Raw genomic sequence first — 17,972 nt, forward strand, 5'->3', positions numbered from 1 at the left:
TCCGAACCGGAAACCGACGTTCGAGGTGGTATCCGCAGCCCGGTAGTGGGCCTTATTTGTGGTGTTCGAGGAGGTTGTCGTAGGTCCGTTCCCACTCCGCGTCCTCGTCGAAGTACCGCTCTGCGAGCGGCTCCTCGGGCATCTCGCCGATCTGGCGCTTCTCCTCGCCGTAGGAGGGGCGCTCGTCTTCGATGTACATCCGTCCGGTCAGGACTTCGCCCTCGTACAGTCGTTCCTCGGTCTTTCGCATCATCTCGGCGGCTTCCGCGCGGTCCGAGACGTCGAAGTCGAACTCGTCGGACTGCTGGACGTCCGTGTACGGGACGTAGTGCTTCGCGTCCTTGTTCCAGGTCGGACACTGGGTCAGGAAGTCGATGTGCGCGAAGCCGTCGTGTTCGATGGCTTCGGCGATGATCTCCTTCGCCTGGTTCGGGTTGACAGCCGCAGTCCGGGCGATGTAGGTCGCGCCGGCGTTGAGCTGCTGTGACAGGGGGCGGATCGGCGACTTCGCCGAGCCGTGGGGCTGTGTCTTTGACTTGTGACCCTTCGGCGATGTCGGGGATGTCTGACCCTTTGTCAGTCCGAAGATCTCGTTGTTGAACACGATATACGTCATATCGTGGTTTTCACGGGCTGTATGGATGGTATGGTTCCCACCGATACCGTAGCCGTCGCCGTCCCCACCGGCCGCGATGACTTCGAGGTTAGGGTTGGCGAGCTTCGCGGCCCGGGCGACGGGCAGCGAGCGGCCGTGGATGGTGTGGAAGCCGTAGCTGTTGAAGTAGCTGTTGAGCTTCCCCGAACACCCGATACCGGTGAACAGCGCGACCTCGTCGGGGTTCTTGCCGACTTCCGGCATGGCCTGCTTCAGCGCCTTGAGGACGCCGAAGTCGCCACAGCCCGGACACCAGGTCGCCTGGGGTTCGATGCCGGGTGTAAACTCGTCACGCTCGATTTCGCGTTCTTCGTTGATTGCTGAGAATGCACTCATAGGTTAGTCACCTGCCGCGGGTACGTACTTCATGTTGCTCGCGGCGAGTTCCTCGCCGTCGATGCTGGATTCGAACCCGTCGACGATCTCGGCGGGCTCGAACGGGTTGCCGTTGTACTTCAGGAGGCTCGACATCTTGTCGCCGTACTTGCCGAGTTCCTTCTGGGTCAGACCGCGGAACTGGGCCGTCGCGTTCATCTCGACGACGAGCGCCTCGTCGACTGATTCGAGCCACTCGGAGACTTCCTCCTTCGGGTACGGAGCCATGTCGGAGACGCCAAGCGCCTTGACGGAATGGCCGTTCTCGTTGAGTCGGTCGACGGCCTCGAAGACGGTCCCCTGCTGGCTGCCCCACACGAGGATGCCGTAGTCGGCGTCCTCGGGTCCGTGGTAGGTCTGGTGGGACGTGTTTTCGTCCAGATCAGCACGGATGTCGTCGAGCTTGTTGAGCCGACGGTTCATCTGGGCGATGCGGTTCTCGGGGTCCTCGCTGATGTGGCCCGATGGGTTGTGCTCGTTGCCCGTCGCGAGGAAGCGGCCGTCCTTCTGGCCCGGCACGGAGCGCGGGCTGACGTTCGAGCCGTCCTCGGGTTCGTGGAGGAACCGCTGGAACTTCCCGGAGGAGTGGTGTGCTGCGTCCTGAATCTCCTCTTCGGTGAGGACCGATCCGGGGTCGGCGTTCGGTTCCTCGTCGAAGTGGCTGGCCGGGAGGTTCCGGAGTTCGCCCTGGATCTTCTGGTCGTAGATGACGATAGCCGGGATCTGATACTCGTAGGCGATGCGGAACGCCGAGCGGGTCTGCGTGTAGCATTCGCGGATGTTCGCCGGTGCGAACACGACGCGAGCCGAATCGCCCTGTGACGTGTACAGGACGTGTTCGAGGTCAGCCTGCTCGGGCTTGGTCGGCATCCCCGTCGAGGGACCGGCTCGCATCGCTTCGACGAGTACGATTGGCGTCTCGGTCATCTCCGCCAGCCCGAGCGGTTCGGACATCAGCGCGAAGCCACCACCGGAGGACCCGGACATGGCTTTTACGCCGGCATGGGACGCACCGAGCGCCAGTGCGGCGGCTGCAATCTCGTCTTCGACCTGTTCGGAGATCCCGCCGAACGAGGGTAGGTGCTGTGACATGATCGTGAACACGTCGGTCCACGGGGTCATGGGGTAGCCCGAAATGAAGCGACAGCCCTCGTCGATTGCGCCGTAGGAGATGGCGTTCGAGCCCGAGAGAATGACCTGCTCCTCATCGTGGGAGCCCTCGGGGACCTCGATGTCGTGGTCGACGTCGAGTTCGCTGGCGGCTTCGTAGGCGTCGTGCAGGACGTTGAGGTTCGCCTCCTGCATGTCGCCGCTCATGTTCTGTTTGATGAGCTTCTCGAACTCGTCGGTGCTGATGTCGAGAATGGCCGCGGTCGCGCCGATACCGGCCGTGTTCCGCATGATCTCGCGGCCGTGTTCCTTGGCGATACCGCGGAGGTCCATCGGGACGACGTGCCAGTTGTTCTCCTCGGCGGCCTCTTCGAGACCGATCTCGTCGACGTCCTCGTCGTCGAGCAGTCCTTCGTCGTAGAGGAGAACGCCGCCCTCTCGGAGGTCGTCGAAGTTCTCGTACAGCGGTTTGAGTTCTTCTTTGCCGTAGTAGGCCTCTTCCTGTGGGTTCCGGGCGAAGGAGTCACCCAGGGCTAGCAGGAAGTTGTAGCCGTCCCCGCGGGACTGTACCGGTTCGTCCTTCGCACGTACTTCAACGTACGTGTGGCCGCCGCGGATACGCGACGGGTAATGACGATGTGTGAACACGTTCAGCCCCGACCACATCAAGGCCTTCGCGAAGTTCTGGCTTGTCGAGTCGATTCCGTCACCGGAACCACCGGCGATTCGCCAGATTAGTTCGTTGTCTGTCATGGTGAAATCCTCGGCCCCAGCTCTGGTGCCGTACCATTCCGTTGGGGGGCCATGACTAAAGATTTTCCACTATGTAACCACTCATTAATCGTTATCTTTCGTCTCAGGCACCTCAGATTGCCGTTTTCGAAATGGGGTTCGGCGCTATTGGGGAATATTCACAGGGGCAGTATATCCGTCTGAGTCGCACGTGTCAGCAACTAATAGTAAGCCGAGTAACTCCCTCCCACAACGACTAACACAGTGAATACCGATGTACAGTCGAGGATGTCGTTAACGGAACTCATCGCTGGCGTCGAAGATCATCAGAAGACGCTGACCGTCTTCAACGCTGGGCCGACAGTGGCCGAAGACCTACGCGAGCGCTTCGCGGACCGCAACGTTCGCGTCCAGACCGAGCAGACTGAGAGCGGGCGCCCGGGCGAGTTTATCACTCTCAGCGAGGGCGAAGAGGTCATCGCGGCCGCGAGTCTCACTTCGTTCACTGACTCGCTTGACGAAGGCCGTCAGTACATCACGCGGGACAACAGCCCGTACGCGTCGATTCTCGACCACCTCGACGAGACGATGTTCACCTCGTGGTCCATCCAGCGGATGACCGCCGCGTCCCGTGAAATCGAGGACCGCGCGTGGCGCGTAGGACAGGGAACGTTGCACGCCGGCTTCCAGACGCTCTCGACGCTTCAGGGCGAACTCGACCTGTACGAACGACTGGGTGAGACCGACGTGGACGTACACGCCTATGCTGTCCCTGACGTCGAACCACCCGAGTACAGCACGTTCTCGCTACATCTGGAACGGTCGGACGAGATCGCCGACTCGTGGTTCGTCGTCTTCGACGGCGGCGGTGACCCGTCCCAGAAATGCGCCCTGCTGGCCGAGGAGCGCGAACCACGCGAGTTCTACGGCTTCTGGACCTACGACGAGTCGACGGTCGACTGGATCATCGACTACCTAGAGGAGACGTACGGGTACCTCGAACAGTGAAAGTCGCGCTCGAACCGGCTAACACGGCCATTGCCACGGTTTGGCGTTGGCTACCATCTCGTCTGTGATATGCCAAACGTCGCTGAGTCCCGAGAGTTCCGTATCGAAGAGACCGGCGAACGCGTCAACGGTCTCGAACTGGAGTTACACCTGTTTTTCGGCGTGTGGGCCGTCGTCGAGCGCCACGAAGACCGGTGGGTCGTGGCGACTGAAGACGGCGAGCGCCGGACGCTCGTCGCCGTCTCGGACTGACCTGACACGGGCCGCGTCTCAGTCCATCGTCCCGGACACGTCCTCAAACACCGCGAGGTCGTGGCCGAGCAACACTTCGGCCCCCGTGGCACGCTGGCGGTCGCGGCATCGTTCCAGACTCTCCTTCCACGCACCGTTGTTCCACAGGAGGCTCGTCGCCATGGACTGTCCCGCGTAGTTCGCCTCGACGTACGCTTCGTCGCCGACGACGAGAAGCGGCTGGTTCGGGCGGTCGATGAAGGCCCCCATGAGCCCGGGCGTGTGGCCGGGGAGGTGGAGCAGTTCGATGCCATCGGTAAGATGATAGCTGTCGCCGTGGACGATCTCCCAGTTCAGGTCGCGGTCGAAGTCGCTGGCGAGATAGGCGATAGAACCGTCGTCCGTGTTAGCGCTGTAGTACGCGAACGGGAGTTCGTTACGGTGGACGTAGATCGGCACGTCCGTTCCTGCAAAGTTGTGCAGGCCGCCGGCGTGGTCCAGATGCAGGTGGCTCATCACGACAGCATCGATGTCACCGATGCTGTAACCCGCATCTTCGAGATCTGCTGGCAGGGTGTGCTCGGCAGCATCGACGTGTGCGAACGCCTCATACAGCGGCGTCGGCCAATACCCGTCGCCGGCCTCTGGATGAGAGCCGGTGTCCCAGAGGACAGTCATCTCAGGCATCTCTACGACGAGGTTCCAGACGACATACGTTTCGTACTCGTGTTCCGGGTCGCGGTCCGAAGCCGTTGCGACGCTGTGGCCGTCGACGACGAAGTTTCGGTCAGCCTGTACGCGGCCCCGGTCGACGAATGTCACTGCGAGGTCGTCCATACAGTGTTTACGGGCTGTCACAAAGTAAAGAGCGGTGCCGTGCGCCTCGGGCGATAGGCTAGCTCGCTATATGACCAGCCGTTCGCTGTGGAAGGGATTTCATGCTGTATCGGTGCCGAGGTACTTTTATAACGAAATATCCGGAAAAAGCGGGACCCACACACACCACCCTGCAAGTGTTCTCGGTGTTTGCGGGGATGGGGGTGGGGAGGGGGAGGGTCCCGACACATATTTAAAAGAGAGTCAGATTGTTCGATTCTACTGAGAGTGCATGATCAGAATGCTATCCGTATATACGGATATGAGTGTCCTGAAGCACCTATAGGCATGATTCTATGGAAGAGACCGTTCAATCACCAATATGAATAAATTGCATATACCGTAAAGGATATAAACAAATTGCTAGTTCTAGATATAGTCTAGAACGAGATAGTCGAGAATCGCAGGACTCAAGTGTACTATACGAGAGATAGGCGCAGCAGACTGCTCGTGGCTGTTTTCGAGAGGAATCGGAGGAACACTTGCAGGGTGGTGTGTGACTGTTCGGCGTGAAAACACTTGAAACACTTGTACGGTGGTCACTGGTTTTATGTAGAGTCACTCGAAAGGTGGGATACGATGGTCGACGTGAACGAGAACCCGTTCGATGGGACTGACGCGATCTTCGAACGAAAGCAACCGCTGAAAAAAGACACGTTCACGCCGGATACGATCTTTCACCGCGATGAGGAGATCGAGTTCTACATTAACGCGCTTCAGGACGTCATCGTCGGCCACGACCCCAACAACGTCTTCGTTTACGGCCCAACAGGGGTCGGAAAGACAGCTGTTACGAAGTGGGTCCGGGACAAGCTCGAAGAGAAAGCCGAGGCCGAGGACATCCCGCTCACCGTTGTCGGCCCGATAAACTGCCGGAACTACCGATCGGCGTACGCGCTGGTGAACACACTCGTTAACGAGTTCCGGGACCCGGAGAACCAGCTCCCCGAGAGCGGCTACAGCACTGACAGCGTCTTCGAGTTTCTTTACGAAGAGATCGAGGCTGTCGGCGGCAACGTCCTCATTATTCTGGACGAGATCGACAACATTCCAGCGGACGCGCGAAACGACTTCCTCTACGAACTGCCGCGGGCCGAAGCGAACGAGAACACGCCGATCACCGATGCGAAGGTCGGGCTCATCGGGATCTCGAACGACCTCAAGTTCGTCGACGTGCTGGAACCCAAGGTGAAGTCGACACTGGGGGAGCGAGAGATCAAGTTCGGCCCGTACGACGCGACCGAACTCCGGGATATTCTGGGTTACTACGCCGACATCGCGTTCCGGGAGGACGTGCTCGGCGAAGATGTCGTGCCGCTGGCGGCCGCCTTCTCTGCACAGGAACGCGGTGACGTTCGGCAGGGACTCCGAATCCTGGAAAAGGCCGGGGAGTACGCCCGGATGGAGGGCGCGGATGGTGTGACTGAAGCGCATACGCGACGGGCGACAGACACCATCGAAACCGACGAACTGCTGGATTACTTCGAGCACGACCTGAGTTCACAGCAGGCGCTGACGTATCTCGCGACGACGCTTGCGCTCATCGAACCGAAACACGAGGCGTCGACGAAACGGATATACAACCTCTATTCTTCGATTGCGGAGTCGAGCGGCCGCCGCGTGAAGTCCGAGCGGAAAATCTACGAGTTCCTCGACCAGCTTTCGATGCAGGGGCTAGTCCGCTCGGCCGAACGTAACCTCGGCCGCAAGGGTGGGCGCAAATACATTTACGAGGTCACTGACGATCCGACCGATATCATCAACGCTGCACTCCAATCCTCCTACAGCGATGCCGTACCGAGTAACGTCAACGGGATTCTCGAACACTATCTGGAGGACGAGGCCACCGAGTTCGAGGCACCGGACACCACTGACGACGAGCAACAGAACCTCTGGCAGTTCACGTAGCCAGCGTACTTGCTCCCCTCCCCCCTCCGGCCCACACGGCAGAACACTTGCACGGTGGTGTGTGTGTGTTCAACGACGGTCTCTCTATTGTGCAGTCCAGAACAGTTGCGGGGTGGTGTGTGTCTGCCCACGATAGACCGCGACCCCGGAGTGCTAACGAGCGATTATGTGGTAGTTGCCCTCCAGTGCAGTGTGTAGAACACTTGCAGACCGGTGTGTCAGCCCGTCCTGTCGCCGCACCGCGGTATTCCGTTTCGAAAACACTTGCAGGGTGGTGTCAACCCCGATTCGGCGGAAAACACGCCCAAAACGGCCGTTTCCGAACACTTGCACGGTGGTGTGTCCTATCCATTCTATCCTGTTTCTATCGGTGCGGGAAACACTTGCAAGGTGGTGTGAAAGCCCGCACAGAGACGCCGAACTGTAGCGTAGTAACACTTGCAGGGTGGTGCTTTAGTGGAACCCAGGCACGAATACACCCGTGTGAACACTTGCACGGTGGTGTGTGAGCACCTGTGCACTGTTTTGGTCCGGTTGTAGTCGAACTGGAAACACTTGCAGGGTGGTGATAGAACACTCGTAGGGTGGTGTCGGATCGCTTGTGTAGGGCTGTCAGAACACTTGTAGGGTGGTGTGCTGGCCCATTATCACCGGGCTGTCCCTCCAGCAACCGTCCCGTTCGGCGTGCCTGTGCTGTTCAGGCCATCCGATAATGACCTGTCATACAATGACAAAGGCGGCGAGGCTTCGCCAGAGAACACTCGAAGGGTGGTGTTCTCGCGAAAAACACACGTTGTTTGTGACGCAATCAATCAAGCGCTGGTAATCGACTGAGCCCTCCCCATTACATCGGGGCCTGGTTGTAGATGAGGTTCCGCTGGATGTCGTTGGCCCCCTCGTAGATGACCGGAATCCGGACGTCGCGGTACACGCGGGAGATACGGTTCTCCGTCAGCACCGACCGTCCTCCGTGGAGCTGCATTCCTTTCTCCGCACAGTCCATTGCGGCTTCGGTCGCGTTGGTCTTTGCCAGTGCGGCCCAGTAGCCGGCGTTCTCCTGATTGGCGACGCGCTCCGCCGCGTGCCAGGTGAGCGCTCGGGCGGACTGGAGGCCGAGTTGCATGTCGGCCAGTTTGTGCTGGACCGCCTGGAACTCATCGACAGTTTTGCCGAAGGCCTCGCGGTCGTGGACGAACTCCCAGGCTTCTTCGATGGCCGCCGCGGCGAGACCGATGCCGTGCCCGCCGACGACGACGCGGCCGTGATTGAAGAACTCGGCGAGCATGTAGAAGCCGGCCCCTTCGACGCCGATAAGGTTCTCCTCCGGAATCCGGCAGTCGTCGAGCACGATGTGGGCCTGCTTGGACGCCCGGAAGCCCATCTTTTCGGGGATGTGTTCGGCGTGATAGCCGTCGGCGTCCGTCGGGACGATGAACATCGAGTAGTTCCCGTAGCGGTCGTTCGGATCGTCACCGGTCTTGGCGTACAGCGTCACCCAGTCCGCTTCGACGCCGTTTCCGATCCAGTACTTTTCACCGTTGAGTACCCACTCGTCGCCGTCCTTCTCGGCGGCCGTCGTCATCCCGGCGAGGTCGCTTCCGGTCTCCGGTTCGGAGACGGCGAGGCCGGTAAGCTGGTCGCCGGCGGCGACGGGTTCAAGATACTCCTCTTTCTGCCAGTCCGCGCCGTGGTCCTCGACGATCTCTGCCCCGAAGCTGGCGAGTTGGATCGTCAGCGCGATCCCTGCGTCGGCTTTGTACAACTCCTCCGCCATCGCAAGCATCTGCTGGAGGTCGTAGCCGCTCCCGCCCCACTCCTCGCCGATGTCCTGGGCGACGAGGCCGGCCTCCCTGGCTGCTTCGAGCACGTCCCAGGGATACTCCCCGGACGCGTAGTACTCACCTGCAACTGGTTCGATATGCTCCGCGGCGAACTCCCGAGCCTCCTCCTTGACCTCGTGTGCGTGTTCCGGAACGAGTTTCTCGGATAGCAGATCCATGGGAATTATCATGGTTTGTGTACTCATATACTCCGTGGAACTCAGCCAAACACCGTCGTAGTTGTTTCTCGGAAACTCTTGATAATCGGCCAGCACGCTTTTCCATGGCTGTAGCTTTCCTCGGACATGAATCGTCGAGACTACCTGCTCGCCGGAGCGACCCTCGGAACCGCCGGGCTTGCGGGGTGTTCGTTTCTGGCTGCAGCCGAGGCACCACCACCGGACGTTCCGAAACAGCGTCTCGAAGACGGCGGCTGGACGCGAACGGACCAGTCCTCGGAGACAGTGTTCGACCGGAGCTACGGCCCGGTTTCGGTCGAGGCCGTCTCCAGTACGGTCCAGTACGCCGACGAACAGCTACAGGAGCGTGTCGCCAGCCGAACCCTCGACCAGGTCCAGACTGCGCTCTCCGTGTTTTTCGCCACCCGCGTCGATTTCAGCCCCAATCTGGACAATCTTCCGGCTGGCGTGGGTCGCGAGGAACTGCTGGCGGAAGTCAGAACGAACGCCCGTGATAGCTTCGAACAGCAGATGGAAGCGCAGGGGCTGACCGACATCGAGAAATCCGGTGAGGGGACAATCGGTATCGACACCGGTGAGACAGCCGAGACGGTCGAACTATCTGCCGTATACCCATTCGAAGGGATCTCCTTCGACGTGACCGACGATGAGGCTGTCGAGATACCGGCCAGCGACATCGACATCTCGGCGATGTTTGCCGTCTGGCATCACGGCGATTTCGTCGTCATCTCCGGGGGCGCGTACCCCGCCCAGAACTTCGAGCAAGTCGTCGAAAACGACCTGAGTGACGGAATCACAGTCACTGTCGATGTTGATCTCGGACTTCAGCCCGACACCTATCGAACCGAAGTCCGGAATCTCGTCACTGGCGTCGAGTAAATCCCATCATTCACGCCCAGTAACCGCTACTGTCGCTGGAGACATTCGCACTCCGGCGACAATCTCCTATTCTGGCGCGGCGTCGTCAGGGACGCGACCCTCGACGAGTGATTCGTCGGCGTACTCGTCGCGGAGCGACTTCTTGTCGAACTTCCCGGTTGCCGTCTTCGGTACCTCGTCGATGGTGACGAAGTTGTCCGGGACCCACCATTTGGGGTAGGAGTCGAGAATGTACTCCCGGAGTTCATCACCAAGCGTCTCCTCGTCGGCGTCAGGCGTCGGAACGATCATTGCGAGCGGGCGCTCCTGCCAGCGCTCGTGGGGGACACCAATGACTGCCGCCTCGTTAACATCGTCGTGGGCTATCAGTTCGTTTTCCAGTTCAAGCGAGGAGATCCACTCCCCGCCGCTCTTGATGACGTCTTTCGCCCGGTCGACGATCTTGATGTAGCCGTCCTCGTCGACGGACACCACGTCACCGGTCTTCAGATAGCCGTCCTCGAACTCCTGTTCGTTCGCTTCCGGTCGCTTGAAGTACTCCGTCGTCACCCACGGCCCGCGGATGTGGAGTTCGCCGAAGTCCTCGCCGTTGTGCGGGACCTCGTTGCCGTTGTCGTCGATGACACGGAACTCCAGCCCGGGCGTGATTAGCCCCTGCTTTGCCCGCTTGTCCAGTTGCGTCTGATAGTCAGCGTCCTCCAGGTCACTCCGCAGGGACGACACCGCACCCACTGGGGCCGTCTCGGTCATCCCCCAGGCGTGGACGAGCTCCACACCACGATCGTCGAAGAACCGGATCATCGCTTCGGGTGCGGCGCTGCCGCCGACGATGAGACGTTCGAGCGAGGAGAGGTCGACGTCGTTCTCCTTGACGTACTCCATCAGTCCCAGCCAGACGGTCGGGACACCAGCAGTGACGGTGACGTTCTCCTCTTCGATGAGCTTCGCGAGGTCCCCTGGTTCCGGCTGTGGGCCGGGGTAGACGTGCTTGGCTCCGCCAGCGGTTGCCGAAAACGGGAGGCCCCACGCGTTGACGTGGAACATCGGGACGACGGGCATCACGACGTCGTCGTCGTCGAGTGGAATCCCCTGTGGCGACTGAATCCCCATCGTGTGGCTCCACAGCATCTGCTGGGTGTATTCGACGCCTTTCGGCCGCCCGGTCGTACCGGACGTGTAACAGAGACCGGCAGGGCGGTCCTCCTCCAGTTCAGGCCAGTCGTACTCCGTCGGCTGGTCGGCGATGAACGACTCGTAGGCAACGGCATCGAGGTCCGTCTCCGGCACGGAGTCGCTCATCACGACGAACTGCTCGACCGTTTCGAAGGACTCCGGATCATCGACGGCGGCACCCTCCAGTTTCGGCAGGAGCGATTCGTCGACGAAAATGAGTTCGTCCTGCGCGTCGCTGACGATATACTGGATGTGTTCGTCGGGCAGCAGTGGGTTGATAGTGTGTAGCTGCGCACCAGTTCCGGGTACTCCGAAGTACGTCTCGAAGTGACGGCTGTGGTTCCAGCAGAACGTTCCGAGCCGTTCGCCGTCGCCGTAGCCGGCTTCCTCGATCGCGTTCGCTAACTGCGCCGTCCGTTCGGCATACTCGGCGTAGTCGTGACGAACGATACCTTCGTGGGTACGAGAGACGACCTCTGTGTCCGGATACAGTGTTTCTGCGCGCCACAGGAACGGCCGTAGAGTTTGTGGGCTGCCTCCTGGCATATCATGACGCAGGGGCTCACGATACAAGAAACACTGCTAAATCTTTCATGATGGAAAAGGAGTTCATCCGCAGTGCCCGCCGTCCCCATCGTTGTGACCTACTTACACTTCGATTTCCTGCATCAGGTCGACTAGCTCTTCCAGTTCCGGAAACGTGTACACTTTGACGTTGATGTCGGACTCCAGTGCGTGGACGCGGGAATCGAACATCAGCGCCATCTCGTTGTCCCGGTCGCCGACGAGCTGGTCTACCATCCCGCTGCCGGGGCCGAACGTGAAGTTCGGCGTGGAGATGTCGATGGTGGTATCCAGAACGTTCGCCCAGCCGTCGATGAAGCCGCTGGTCATGATGTTGCCGATCTCCTGAATCGCCGAGCGTTCCATGTCGGTGAAGCCGCTCGCGTTGGGGTCTGTCTCACCCATGTCGCCGATCATGCCGGTGGCGAGGTCCTTCGCACTGGCGGCGTTGAACAGGAACAGGATGTGCCCGTGGGGCTTTTCGACCATTTCGATACTGATACCGATCTGCTTCTCGTCGCCGACGTGTGTTTTGATATCCGGGATATCGATGAAGTTGATCTTCGTGATCTCCATCTCCGTCTCCATCCCTGTCATCTGGCTGAGGTGGTTCGCAACGGTGTTACCGCCCTCTTTGGCCATCTGATTGAACAACCCGAGCTTCCGAATATCTATCATCAGACTCATTCGTTAGGACCAGCGTTGCCGCTGAGTTGTGTGCCCTCATACATAAGCTATGCACCCGCATTTTCGTCGGCGAGAATCGGAGAGGCGCTCAGAACTGTTCGGCCGTGTCGATACCGATAACGATACCACACTCGTCGGCGTCGAAGTTGTCGTCCCCGCGGATGGATTTGGCGAACAGGAGCTTTGCCTGCTCAGTGTGTGCGAGCCTGACGCCAGCCGTGATACCTTCTTTGAACCCGAACTCCGAGAGGAGTCCATCACAGACCTCGTCCGAGATGCGGTAGGCTCGGGTCCCGTCGACAGTGACGTAGTCGAACTCCCGTTCGAACTGACCGTGCCGTCCGATGAGGTCAGCGTGGAGGATGACCAGCGCGTCACACAGGTCCCCTTCGTCGACGTCCGCCCGCTCGGCCGCTCGCTCGATGACGGCGGCGTCGAGTCCCGATTCTGTTGAGGCCGTGCCAGTATCTGCTTTCGCCATTATCTATGCTAGTCATCAACACACACGATAATAGCGTTTGGGTGCAGCCGCTGTTTAGCTGCTCGTGGGGTCACTCCCTGCGTTCGTCACTCAACGCGGACGCTCACAGCGACGCCCTCACCGAGCGGTAGCAGCCCTGTCTCGAACGCTGGGTCGTCGCCGACGCGTTCGAGATACGCGGCGATACCGCGACTCGTTTCGTTTGCGTCGGTGTCCTCGTCAGCCAGCAACGCTCGCACATCCGCGAACTCCAGCGGCCCGGCTTCGATCATGTTATCAGCGACCACGGCCCCGCCGACCGGCACTTTGTCCCGGACAGCTTCGAAGGCCTCCGTGTATCGGTGTTTCTCGTTGTCGATGAGAACCACATCGAACGGACCGTCGTAGTTCTCGACGGTTTCGATTGCATCCCCGTGTTCGAAGACGGCCCGGTCGGCGAACCCGCCGCGGTCAAGGAACTCGCGGGCTTCCGCCAACTCATCGGCGTCAACCTCTGTCAGGACAATCTGCCCGCCGGCGGATACCGCGGGTGCCATCCAGTACGCCGAATAGCCGAAGCCGGAGCCGAACTCGAAGACACGGTCGGCGTCGACCATCCGGGTGACGAGGCGGAGCCACCCGCCGACTGCGGGGTCGACCGTCGGGAACCCTTCCCGGTCGGCTTTAGCATCCATTTCCCCAATGACCTGGTCGCTGGCTGGCGCTAGCGTACGGGCAAATTGCTCTGTGACTTCAGGGAGGGGGGTTTCGTCCATACCGGGCTATGCCGGGAGCGATGACATAAATGAGTGGGTCGGCACCGGGGCTAGCCGAGTTCGAGGCGTTCGACGTACCGGATGACCGACTCCAGCGCGGGATTGGAGTAGTACTCGACAGTGTTGGCCGCTGTCTCGTAGGAGAGAATCCCCAGGTCGTCCAGCCGCGGAAGGTGGTTATGTGCCAGCGACACACCAACTTCGTCGCGTGATTTAGGCGTCTCCCTGGCTGGAATCGCCTTCTCCCGCTCGTAGACGCGGTCGACGAGGTCGTCAAGCGGAACCTCGGTGTCCGACCGGTCTTTCAGATGATACAGGAGACTGCGCCGCCGCGGAGCGGAGATCAGTTCCAGTACTTGGTCGAACGAGTACGGTATCGGAATGGTTTCGGGCTCTTCCGGGTCGCCCTTCTTGACGCCGCCGGGTGGGGTGACGGTATCCCGGAACGTCGGCGTCTCCTCTGCGTCCTTCGACGCTGTGACGGTCCAGCCGTGGTCCGGGAGGTATTCGTACACGACATCATACAGCGGTCGAAACATCTCGACTGTCTCTTCCGTATGGGCCTCCGGGTCCATGTGATGATGGCTCAAAACCCCCATCTCGGCACACTGTCGGTTCAGCGCGGTTACCAGCGCGATGACGCGGTCACGCTCCCAAGACTCGAGTAGTCCGGTTAGCGAATGGAGGCAGAGCAGTAGCGGCGCATCCGCCTGTTCCAGTCGACCGAGATGGCGAGAGACGGTCGCACCGATGTCTATCGGTGCCACTGTCGTGGGAAGGGTATCGAGCGTCAATGAGGGAAATGCGCCGGACGCCGCTGCCTGTGAGTTGGCCGGTAACTCGCTGCCGGCATCGACGATGATCGCCTCTTCGGGCATCTCGTCGTCGAGGTGCTGCTGCCACAGCGAGAGGCGGGAATCGGGGGACTCGGACACTGTGACACAGATCGCCTTCGACTCACTGACCCCCTGCTCGGCCAGAAACCCGGCACACCCCTCTCGCTCTGCGTCGCTCGATTCGTGCGCCAGCACCAATACGGACGACGCATCTTTCAGAGGCTGGTCCACTGTCCCACTCCCGGAGTTCATTGCATACTGTATCGTATCAGGAACCATAAACCCATCAACAAATAAGCATTCCCGTGACATACGGTAACCTTCGATAAGCCCCGGTTAAATATGAGACAGTGACTGTATCGACTCTCGCTGTGTGACCAGTTCGTAGCGTGTGACAGTGCGCCCCGATTCCGAGGATTTTTGCAGTACTACGCTGTATTATCGACCATGCCAATCATGTCGAGTAGCGACTTTTCTATCCACATTGAGGAGTGTGACGAGTTTGACGACGGGATGCCGATAAGTTCGCTTCCGGACGAAGTCACGTCCATCGACGACCTCGACTGCGAGTGCTGGAGCGGGTTCGAGTCGCTGGACGAGATCTGACACCAGGTGTAGCTGTCTAAATTGCCAGAATTCGATTTCGACCGACCGGCCGTTGCGGATCTCGCTGCCGACCGCCCCGTCGGTGAGCTTTTGAGTGCAGTATCTCAGCCGATGTCTGACCACTATCCGAAGTGGCCGTAGGTACGATCGCCAGTATAAACGATACGCCTTCTGGATTATCGATTCAGTAGGGGCAACGCACTCGTCTCGCTAGCATTGTCACGCCAGGTCGTCCGGATCAGCCATCCCAGTACGCCGGTTCGTTACGGGGCTTCCACTTTATCGAGCACCCTCTGGATGGTTTCTCGACTGCCGTAATCTGATCGCCATCGAGCAACGTTTCGATGTGTGCGGCCATCTCTCGCTCGCTCGGTTCGTCGTCCGGGTTCGGCGCGTCGTCGAGGCGGCCGTGGTACGCCAACTTGAACGTCCCATTGTCGTCCCGGAACAGGAACGGATCGGGGGTACAGCGAGCGCCGTACGCGGCTGCGACATCCTGAGACACGTCGAATAGATACGCGTCGTACTGTATTTCGCCGCGCTCGACGAGTTCCTGCATCCGCTCGAACGAGTCTTCAGGGTACTCCTCAGGGTCGTTGGAATTGATTCCGACAACCGCGAGGTCGTCGTATTCCGTCGCGAGGCGGTTTAGCTCCCCGATCTTCGCTTTCGCGTACGGACAGTGGTTGCACGTAAACACGACCAGTAGTGCGTCCGTGTCCGCGAAATCCGACAGTGAGTACGTCGTCCCGTCCGCTCCCGGCAGTTCGAACGTCGGTGCTTCGTCCCCACGTCCGAGCACGTCGGACTCCGAATCGAGTGAGACCATCGTCGTCCACTACGGCTGTCGCCGCTAAAAGTCCACGGACGCTCTACACTGATTTCTGAGGCGACCGCTTTTTGTTCAATTGTCCGCCTCTTCCGATGTCGCTGCCGCAGTATCAAAGGCCTTCGCTGCCTCGAACGCGGCGCTCCCGTCATCGACTGAGAACAGCGTCTCTTTCCCCTCCGCTTCGTGTTTTTCCAGTAATCCGACCGTCACCAGCTCTTCGAGCGTCCCATCGAGGTACAGCGTCTTCAGCGGCACGCCGGCTGCCTCGCTCAAGGCCGTTTTCGTGTACTTCTCGTCCGCATCGAGGCGGAGTATTGTGTCAATAACCGTCGCCGCCTTGTCGTGGTTCGCAATGTGCGCCCATCCCGTGTCAGAACCAGCCCGCTGGCCACCCTCTTCGAACATTAGTCGACACCTAACCGGCAGAGATATTAAAACCGTCTGGTGTATTTCGGCCCAAATGATGTGACCCTCTCCCACTATTGAGCAAGGCTTTTGTCCGCGTCACTCTGCTGGCACTGTATGAGCAGTCGCCGCGAGATACTCGACCTGCTACGTGAGAACGCTCGCTACACGACCGAGGACATCGCTCGGTTGACCGATTACTCCGAGAGCGAGGTAGCCGAGATTATCGAGGAATTCGAGGAGGCAGGTATCATTCGCGGCTACCAAGCAGTCGTCGACTGGAACGCGGTCGAGAGCGACGAGGAACGCGTCCGCGCCACCGTCGAACTCAACGTCACGCTGGACCGTGAAACCAGCTACGACGACATCTCTGAGCGGATCGCGAAGTTTCCGGAAGTGACGTCGTTGCGCCTCGTCAGCGGTGACTACGACTTCGATCTGGAGGTCGAGGGCGATTCGATGCGCGAAGTGTCGCATTTCATCAGCGACAAAATCGCGCCGATCCCCGAGATTACGCAGACGGTAACCCACTACATCATGGAGTCGTACAAGGAGCAGGGGATGGAGTTCGACGACCACGACGACGACGACCGGTTGTCTGTCTCACCATGACGTTCGAGCCGGCAGACAGAGTCGACAGCGTGCCACCCTCGGGCATCCGTCGGTTCTTCGAACTGGCCGAGGAGATGGACGACATCATCTCGCTTGGGGTCGGTGAACCGGATTTCTCGGCCCCGTGGGCGGCCCGTGAAGCCGCGATTGCGTCGCTCGAACGCGGCCAGACGTCCTACACCGCCAATCGCGGGAAACGGGAGCTCCGGGAACGCATCGCGGACTACGAAGCGGCGGCGCACAACCTGCAGTACGACCCTGCTGAGGAAATCCTCGTCACGGCGGGGGCGAGCGAAGGGCTGGATCTCGCGTTTCGGGCACTGCTGAACCCCGGCGATTCGATCGCTATCGCCCAGCCCTGCTATGTCTCGTACGTCCCCGGTGCGACGTTCGCCGGTATCGACGTTGTCGACGTTCCGACACGCGCGGCAGACGAGTTCAAGCTCACCCGAGAGGTGCTGGAATCGTCCGGTGCGGCCGAGGCTGACGCGCTCGTGTACTGTTACCCGAACAACCCGACCGGAGCGACGATGACGGCCGAGGAGATGGCGGATGTGGCGGCTTTTTGCCGCGAAAACGATCTCCTCGTGTTCGCCGACGAGATCTACGCCGACCTCACGTACGAACACGACCACACGTCTATCGCTACCCTCCCCGGGATGCGTGAGCGGACCGTCGTGTTCAACGGCTTTTCGAAGGCGTTCGCGATGACAGGGTTCAGACTGGGGTACGCGATGGCCCCCCCAGAGGCTATCGAGGCGATGAACCGAATCCATCAGTACTCCATGCTTTCGGCCCCGACGACGGCCCAGCACGCCGCTATCGAAGCGCTCAACAACTGCCGCGACGAGGTTACGGAGATGGCCGCGCAGTACGATCGCCGACGGAAGTACGTCCTCACGCGCTTCGAAGAGATGGGACTTGACTGCTTCCCGGCGTCCGGGGCGTTCTACGCGTTCCCGGAGTGTCCCTGGGACGATGCCGGTGAGTTCGCCGAGAGTCTGCTGCAAGAAAAGCGGGTCGCAGTCGTGCCCGGAACCGCCTTTGGTGAGGGCGGATCGGGCCACCTCCGTGTGTCGTACGCGACCGGTCTCGACGATCTCAAAGAAGCGATGGCCCGGATCGAGTCGTTCCTTAATTGACAACTACTCCCGGCGAAACATTCAGTACGGTTCACTTACTACCGTGAGGAGACCGTGATACAATTACCCGGAAACTCTTTTTCAG

At 60.1% G+C, this 17,972-nt stretch carries 18 protein-coding genes; 7 read left to right on the plus strand and 11 right to left on the minus strand.

Features of this window, described 5'->3' with window-relative positions:
* Positions 1-52 precede the first annotated feature (52 nt).
* Positions 53-991, minus strand: coding sequence for a thiamine pyrophosphate-dependent enzyme (locus IEY38_RS16040; RefSeq protein ID WP_004516277.1), 939 nt, complete (start codon positions 989-991; stop codon positions 53-55).
* Between the two features lie 3 nt (positions 992-994).
* Complete coding sequence (locus tag IEY38_RS16045; RefSeq protein WP_170095908.1) at positions 995-2,893, minus strand: 2-oxoacid:acceptor oxidoreductase subunit alpha; 1,899 nt, start codon at positions 2,891-2,893, stop codon at positions 995-997.
* A gap of 267 nt (positions 2,894-3,160) precedes the next feature.
* Here IEY38_RS16045 and IEY38_RS16050 point away from each other — a divergent pair, with 267 nt between their 5' ends.
* Positions 3,161-3,880, plus strand: a complete 720-nt coding sequence (locus tag IEY38_RS16050; RefSeq protein WP_005538527.1) for a DICT sensory domain-containing protein — start codon at positions 3,161-3,163, stop codon at positions 3,878-3,880.
* A gap of 69 nt (positions 3,881-3,949) precedes the next feature.
* The gene (locus tag IEY38_RS16055; protein WP_005538529.1) at positions 3,950-4,132 is read left to right on the plus strand and encodes a hypothetical protein; all 183 of its coding nucleotides are present in this window, start codon (positions 3,950-3,952) and stop codon (positions 4,130-4,132) included.
* Between the two features lie 18 nt (positions 4,133-4,150).
* On the opposite strand, the gene IEY38_RS16060 is transcribed toward IEY38_RS16055, so the two are convergent.
* Positions 4,151-4,948: an N-acyl homoserine lactonase family protein gene (locus tag IEY38_RS16060; RefSeq protein ID WP_188979429.1), complete on the minus strand. Its 798-nt coding sequence runs from the start codon at positions 4,946-4,948 to the stop codon at positions 4,151-4,153.
* A 618-nt stretch (positions 4,949-5,566) separates the two neighbouring features.
* On the opposite strand from IEY38_RS16060, the gene IEY38_RS16065 reads away from it, so the two are divergent.
* The gene (locus tag IEY38_RS16065; protein ID WP_004516282.1) at positions 5,567-6,895 is read left to right on the plus strand and encodes a Cdc6/Cdc18 family protein; all 1,329 of its coding nucleotides are present in this window, start codon (positions 5,567-5,569) and stop codon (positions 6,893-6,895) included.
* Between the two features lie 844 nt (positions 6,896-7,739).
* Here IEY38_RS16065 and IEY38_RS16070 read toward each other — a convergent pair.
* The gene (locus tag IEY38_RS16070) at positions 7,740-8,894 is read right to left on the minus strand and encodes an acyl-CoA dehydrogenase family protein (protein WP_188979430.1); all 1,155 of its coding nucleotides are present in this window, start codon (positions 8,892-8,894) and stop codon (positions 7,740-7,742) included.
* 126 nt (positions 8,895-9,020) lie between these two features.
* Between IEY38_RS16070 and IEY38_RS16075 the strand changes: the two genes are divergently transcribed.
* Positions 9,021-9,794 (plus strand): DUF6517 family protein, encoded by a 774-nt coding sequence (locus tag IEY38_RS16075; protein WP_170095912.1) that lies wholly within the window; start codon positions 9,021-9,023, stop codon positions 9,792-9,794.
* A gap of 66 nt (positions 9,795-9,860) precedes the next feature.
* On the opposite strand, the gene IEY38_RS16080 is transcribed toward IEY38_RS16075, so the two are convergent.
* The 5 genes from IEY38_RS16080 to IEY38_RS16100 form a co-directional block, all read right to left on the minus strand.
* Positions 9,861-11,513 (minus strand): long-chain fatty acid--CoA ligase, encoded by a 1,653-nt coding sequence (locus IEY38_RS16080; protein ID WP_188979431.1) that lies wholly within the window; start codon positions 11,511-11,513, stop codon positions 9,861-9,863.
* Between the two features lie 102 nt (positions 11,514-11,615).
* A complete protein-coding gene (locus tag IEY38_RS16085) occupies positions 11,616-12,218 on the minus strand; it encodes a chemotaxis protein CheC (RefSeq protein WP_049944153.1) in 603 nt (200 codons plus the stop codon).
* Positions 12,219-12,306: 88 nt separating this feature from the next.
* Entirely contained in the window at positions 12,307-12,699 is a 393-nt protein-coding gene (locus IEY38_RS16090; protein WP_188979432.1) for a hypothetical protein, read from the minus strand.
* Between the two features lie 86 nt (positions 12,700-12,785).
* Positions 12,786-13,454, minus strand: coding sequence for an O-methyltransferase (locus IEY38_RS16095; protein ID WP_188979433.1), 669 nt, complete (start codon positions 13,452-13,454; stop codon positions 12,786-12,788).
* Positions 13,455-13,504: 50 nt separating this feature from the next.
* Positions 13,505-14,542, minus strand: a complete 1,038-nt coding sequence (locus IEY38_RS16100) for a DUF7504 family protein (RefSeq protein ID WP_188979434.1) — start codon at positions 14,540-14,542, stop codon at positions 13,505-13,507.
* Positions 14,543-14,737: 195 nt separating this feature from the next.
* On the opposite strand from IEY38_RS16100, the gene IEY38_RS16105 reads away from it, so the two are divergent.
* Positions 14,738-14,896 (plus strand): hypothetical protein, encoded by a 159-nt coding sequence (locus tag IEY38_RS16105; RefSeq protein WP_014040640.1) that lies wholly within the window; start codon positions 14,738-14,740, stop codon positions 14,894-14,896.
* A gap of 238 nt (positions 14,897-15,134) precedes the next feature.
* On the opposite strand, the gene IEY38_RS16110 is transcribed toward IEY38_RS16105, so the two are convergent.
* Positions 15,135-15,725, minus strand: coding sequence for a thioredoxin family protein (locus IEY38_RS16110; protein ID WP_188979435.1), 591 nt, complete (start codon positions 15,723-15,725; stop codon positions 15,135-15,137).
* 75 nt (positions 15,726-15,800) lie between these two features.
* Positions 15,801-16,133, minus strand: coding sequence for a hypothetical protein (locus tag IEY38_RS16115; protein WP_188979437.1), 333 nt, complete (start codon positions 16,131-16,133; stop codon positions 15,801-15,803).
* 117 nt (positions 16,134-16,250) lie between these two features.
* On the opposite strand from IEY38_RS16115, the gene IEY38_RS16120 reads away from it, so the two are divergent.
* The gene (locus IEY38_RS16120; RefSeq protein WP_188979439.1) at positions 16,251-16,745 is read left to right on the plus strand and encodes an Lrp/AsnC family transcriptional regulator; all 495 of its coding nucleotides are present in this window, start codon (positions 16,251-16,253) and stop codon (positions 16,743-16,745) included.
* Complete coding sequence (locus tag IEY38_RS16125) at positions 16,742-17,887, plus strand: pyridoxal phosphate-dependent aminotransferase (RefSeq protein WP_188979441.1); 1,146 nt, start codon at positions 16,742-16,744, stop codon at positions 17,885-17,887. Before IEY38_RS16120 ends, IEY38_RS16125 begins: the two co-directional genes overlap by 4 nt.
* Positions 17,888-17,972 lie beyond the last annotated feature (85 nt).

This window comes from Haloarcula sebkhae, from assembly GCF_014647415.1.
Classification (GTDB): Archaea; Halobacteriota; Halobacteria; order Halobacteriales; family Haloarculaceae; genus Haloarcula; species Haloarcula sebkhae.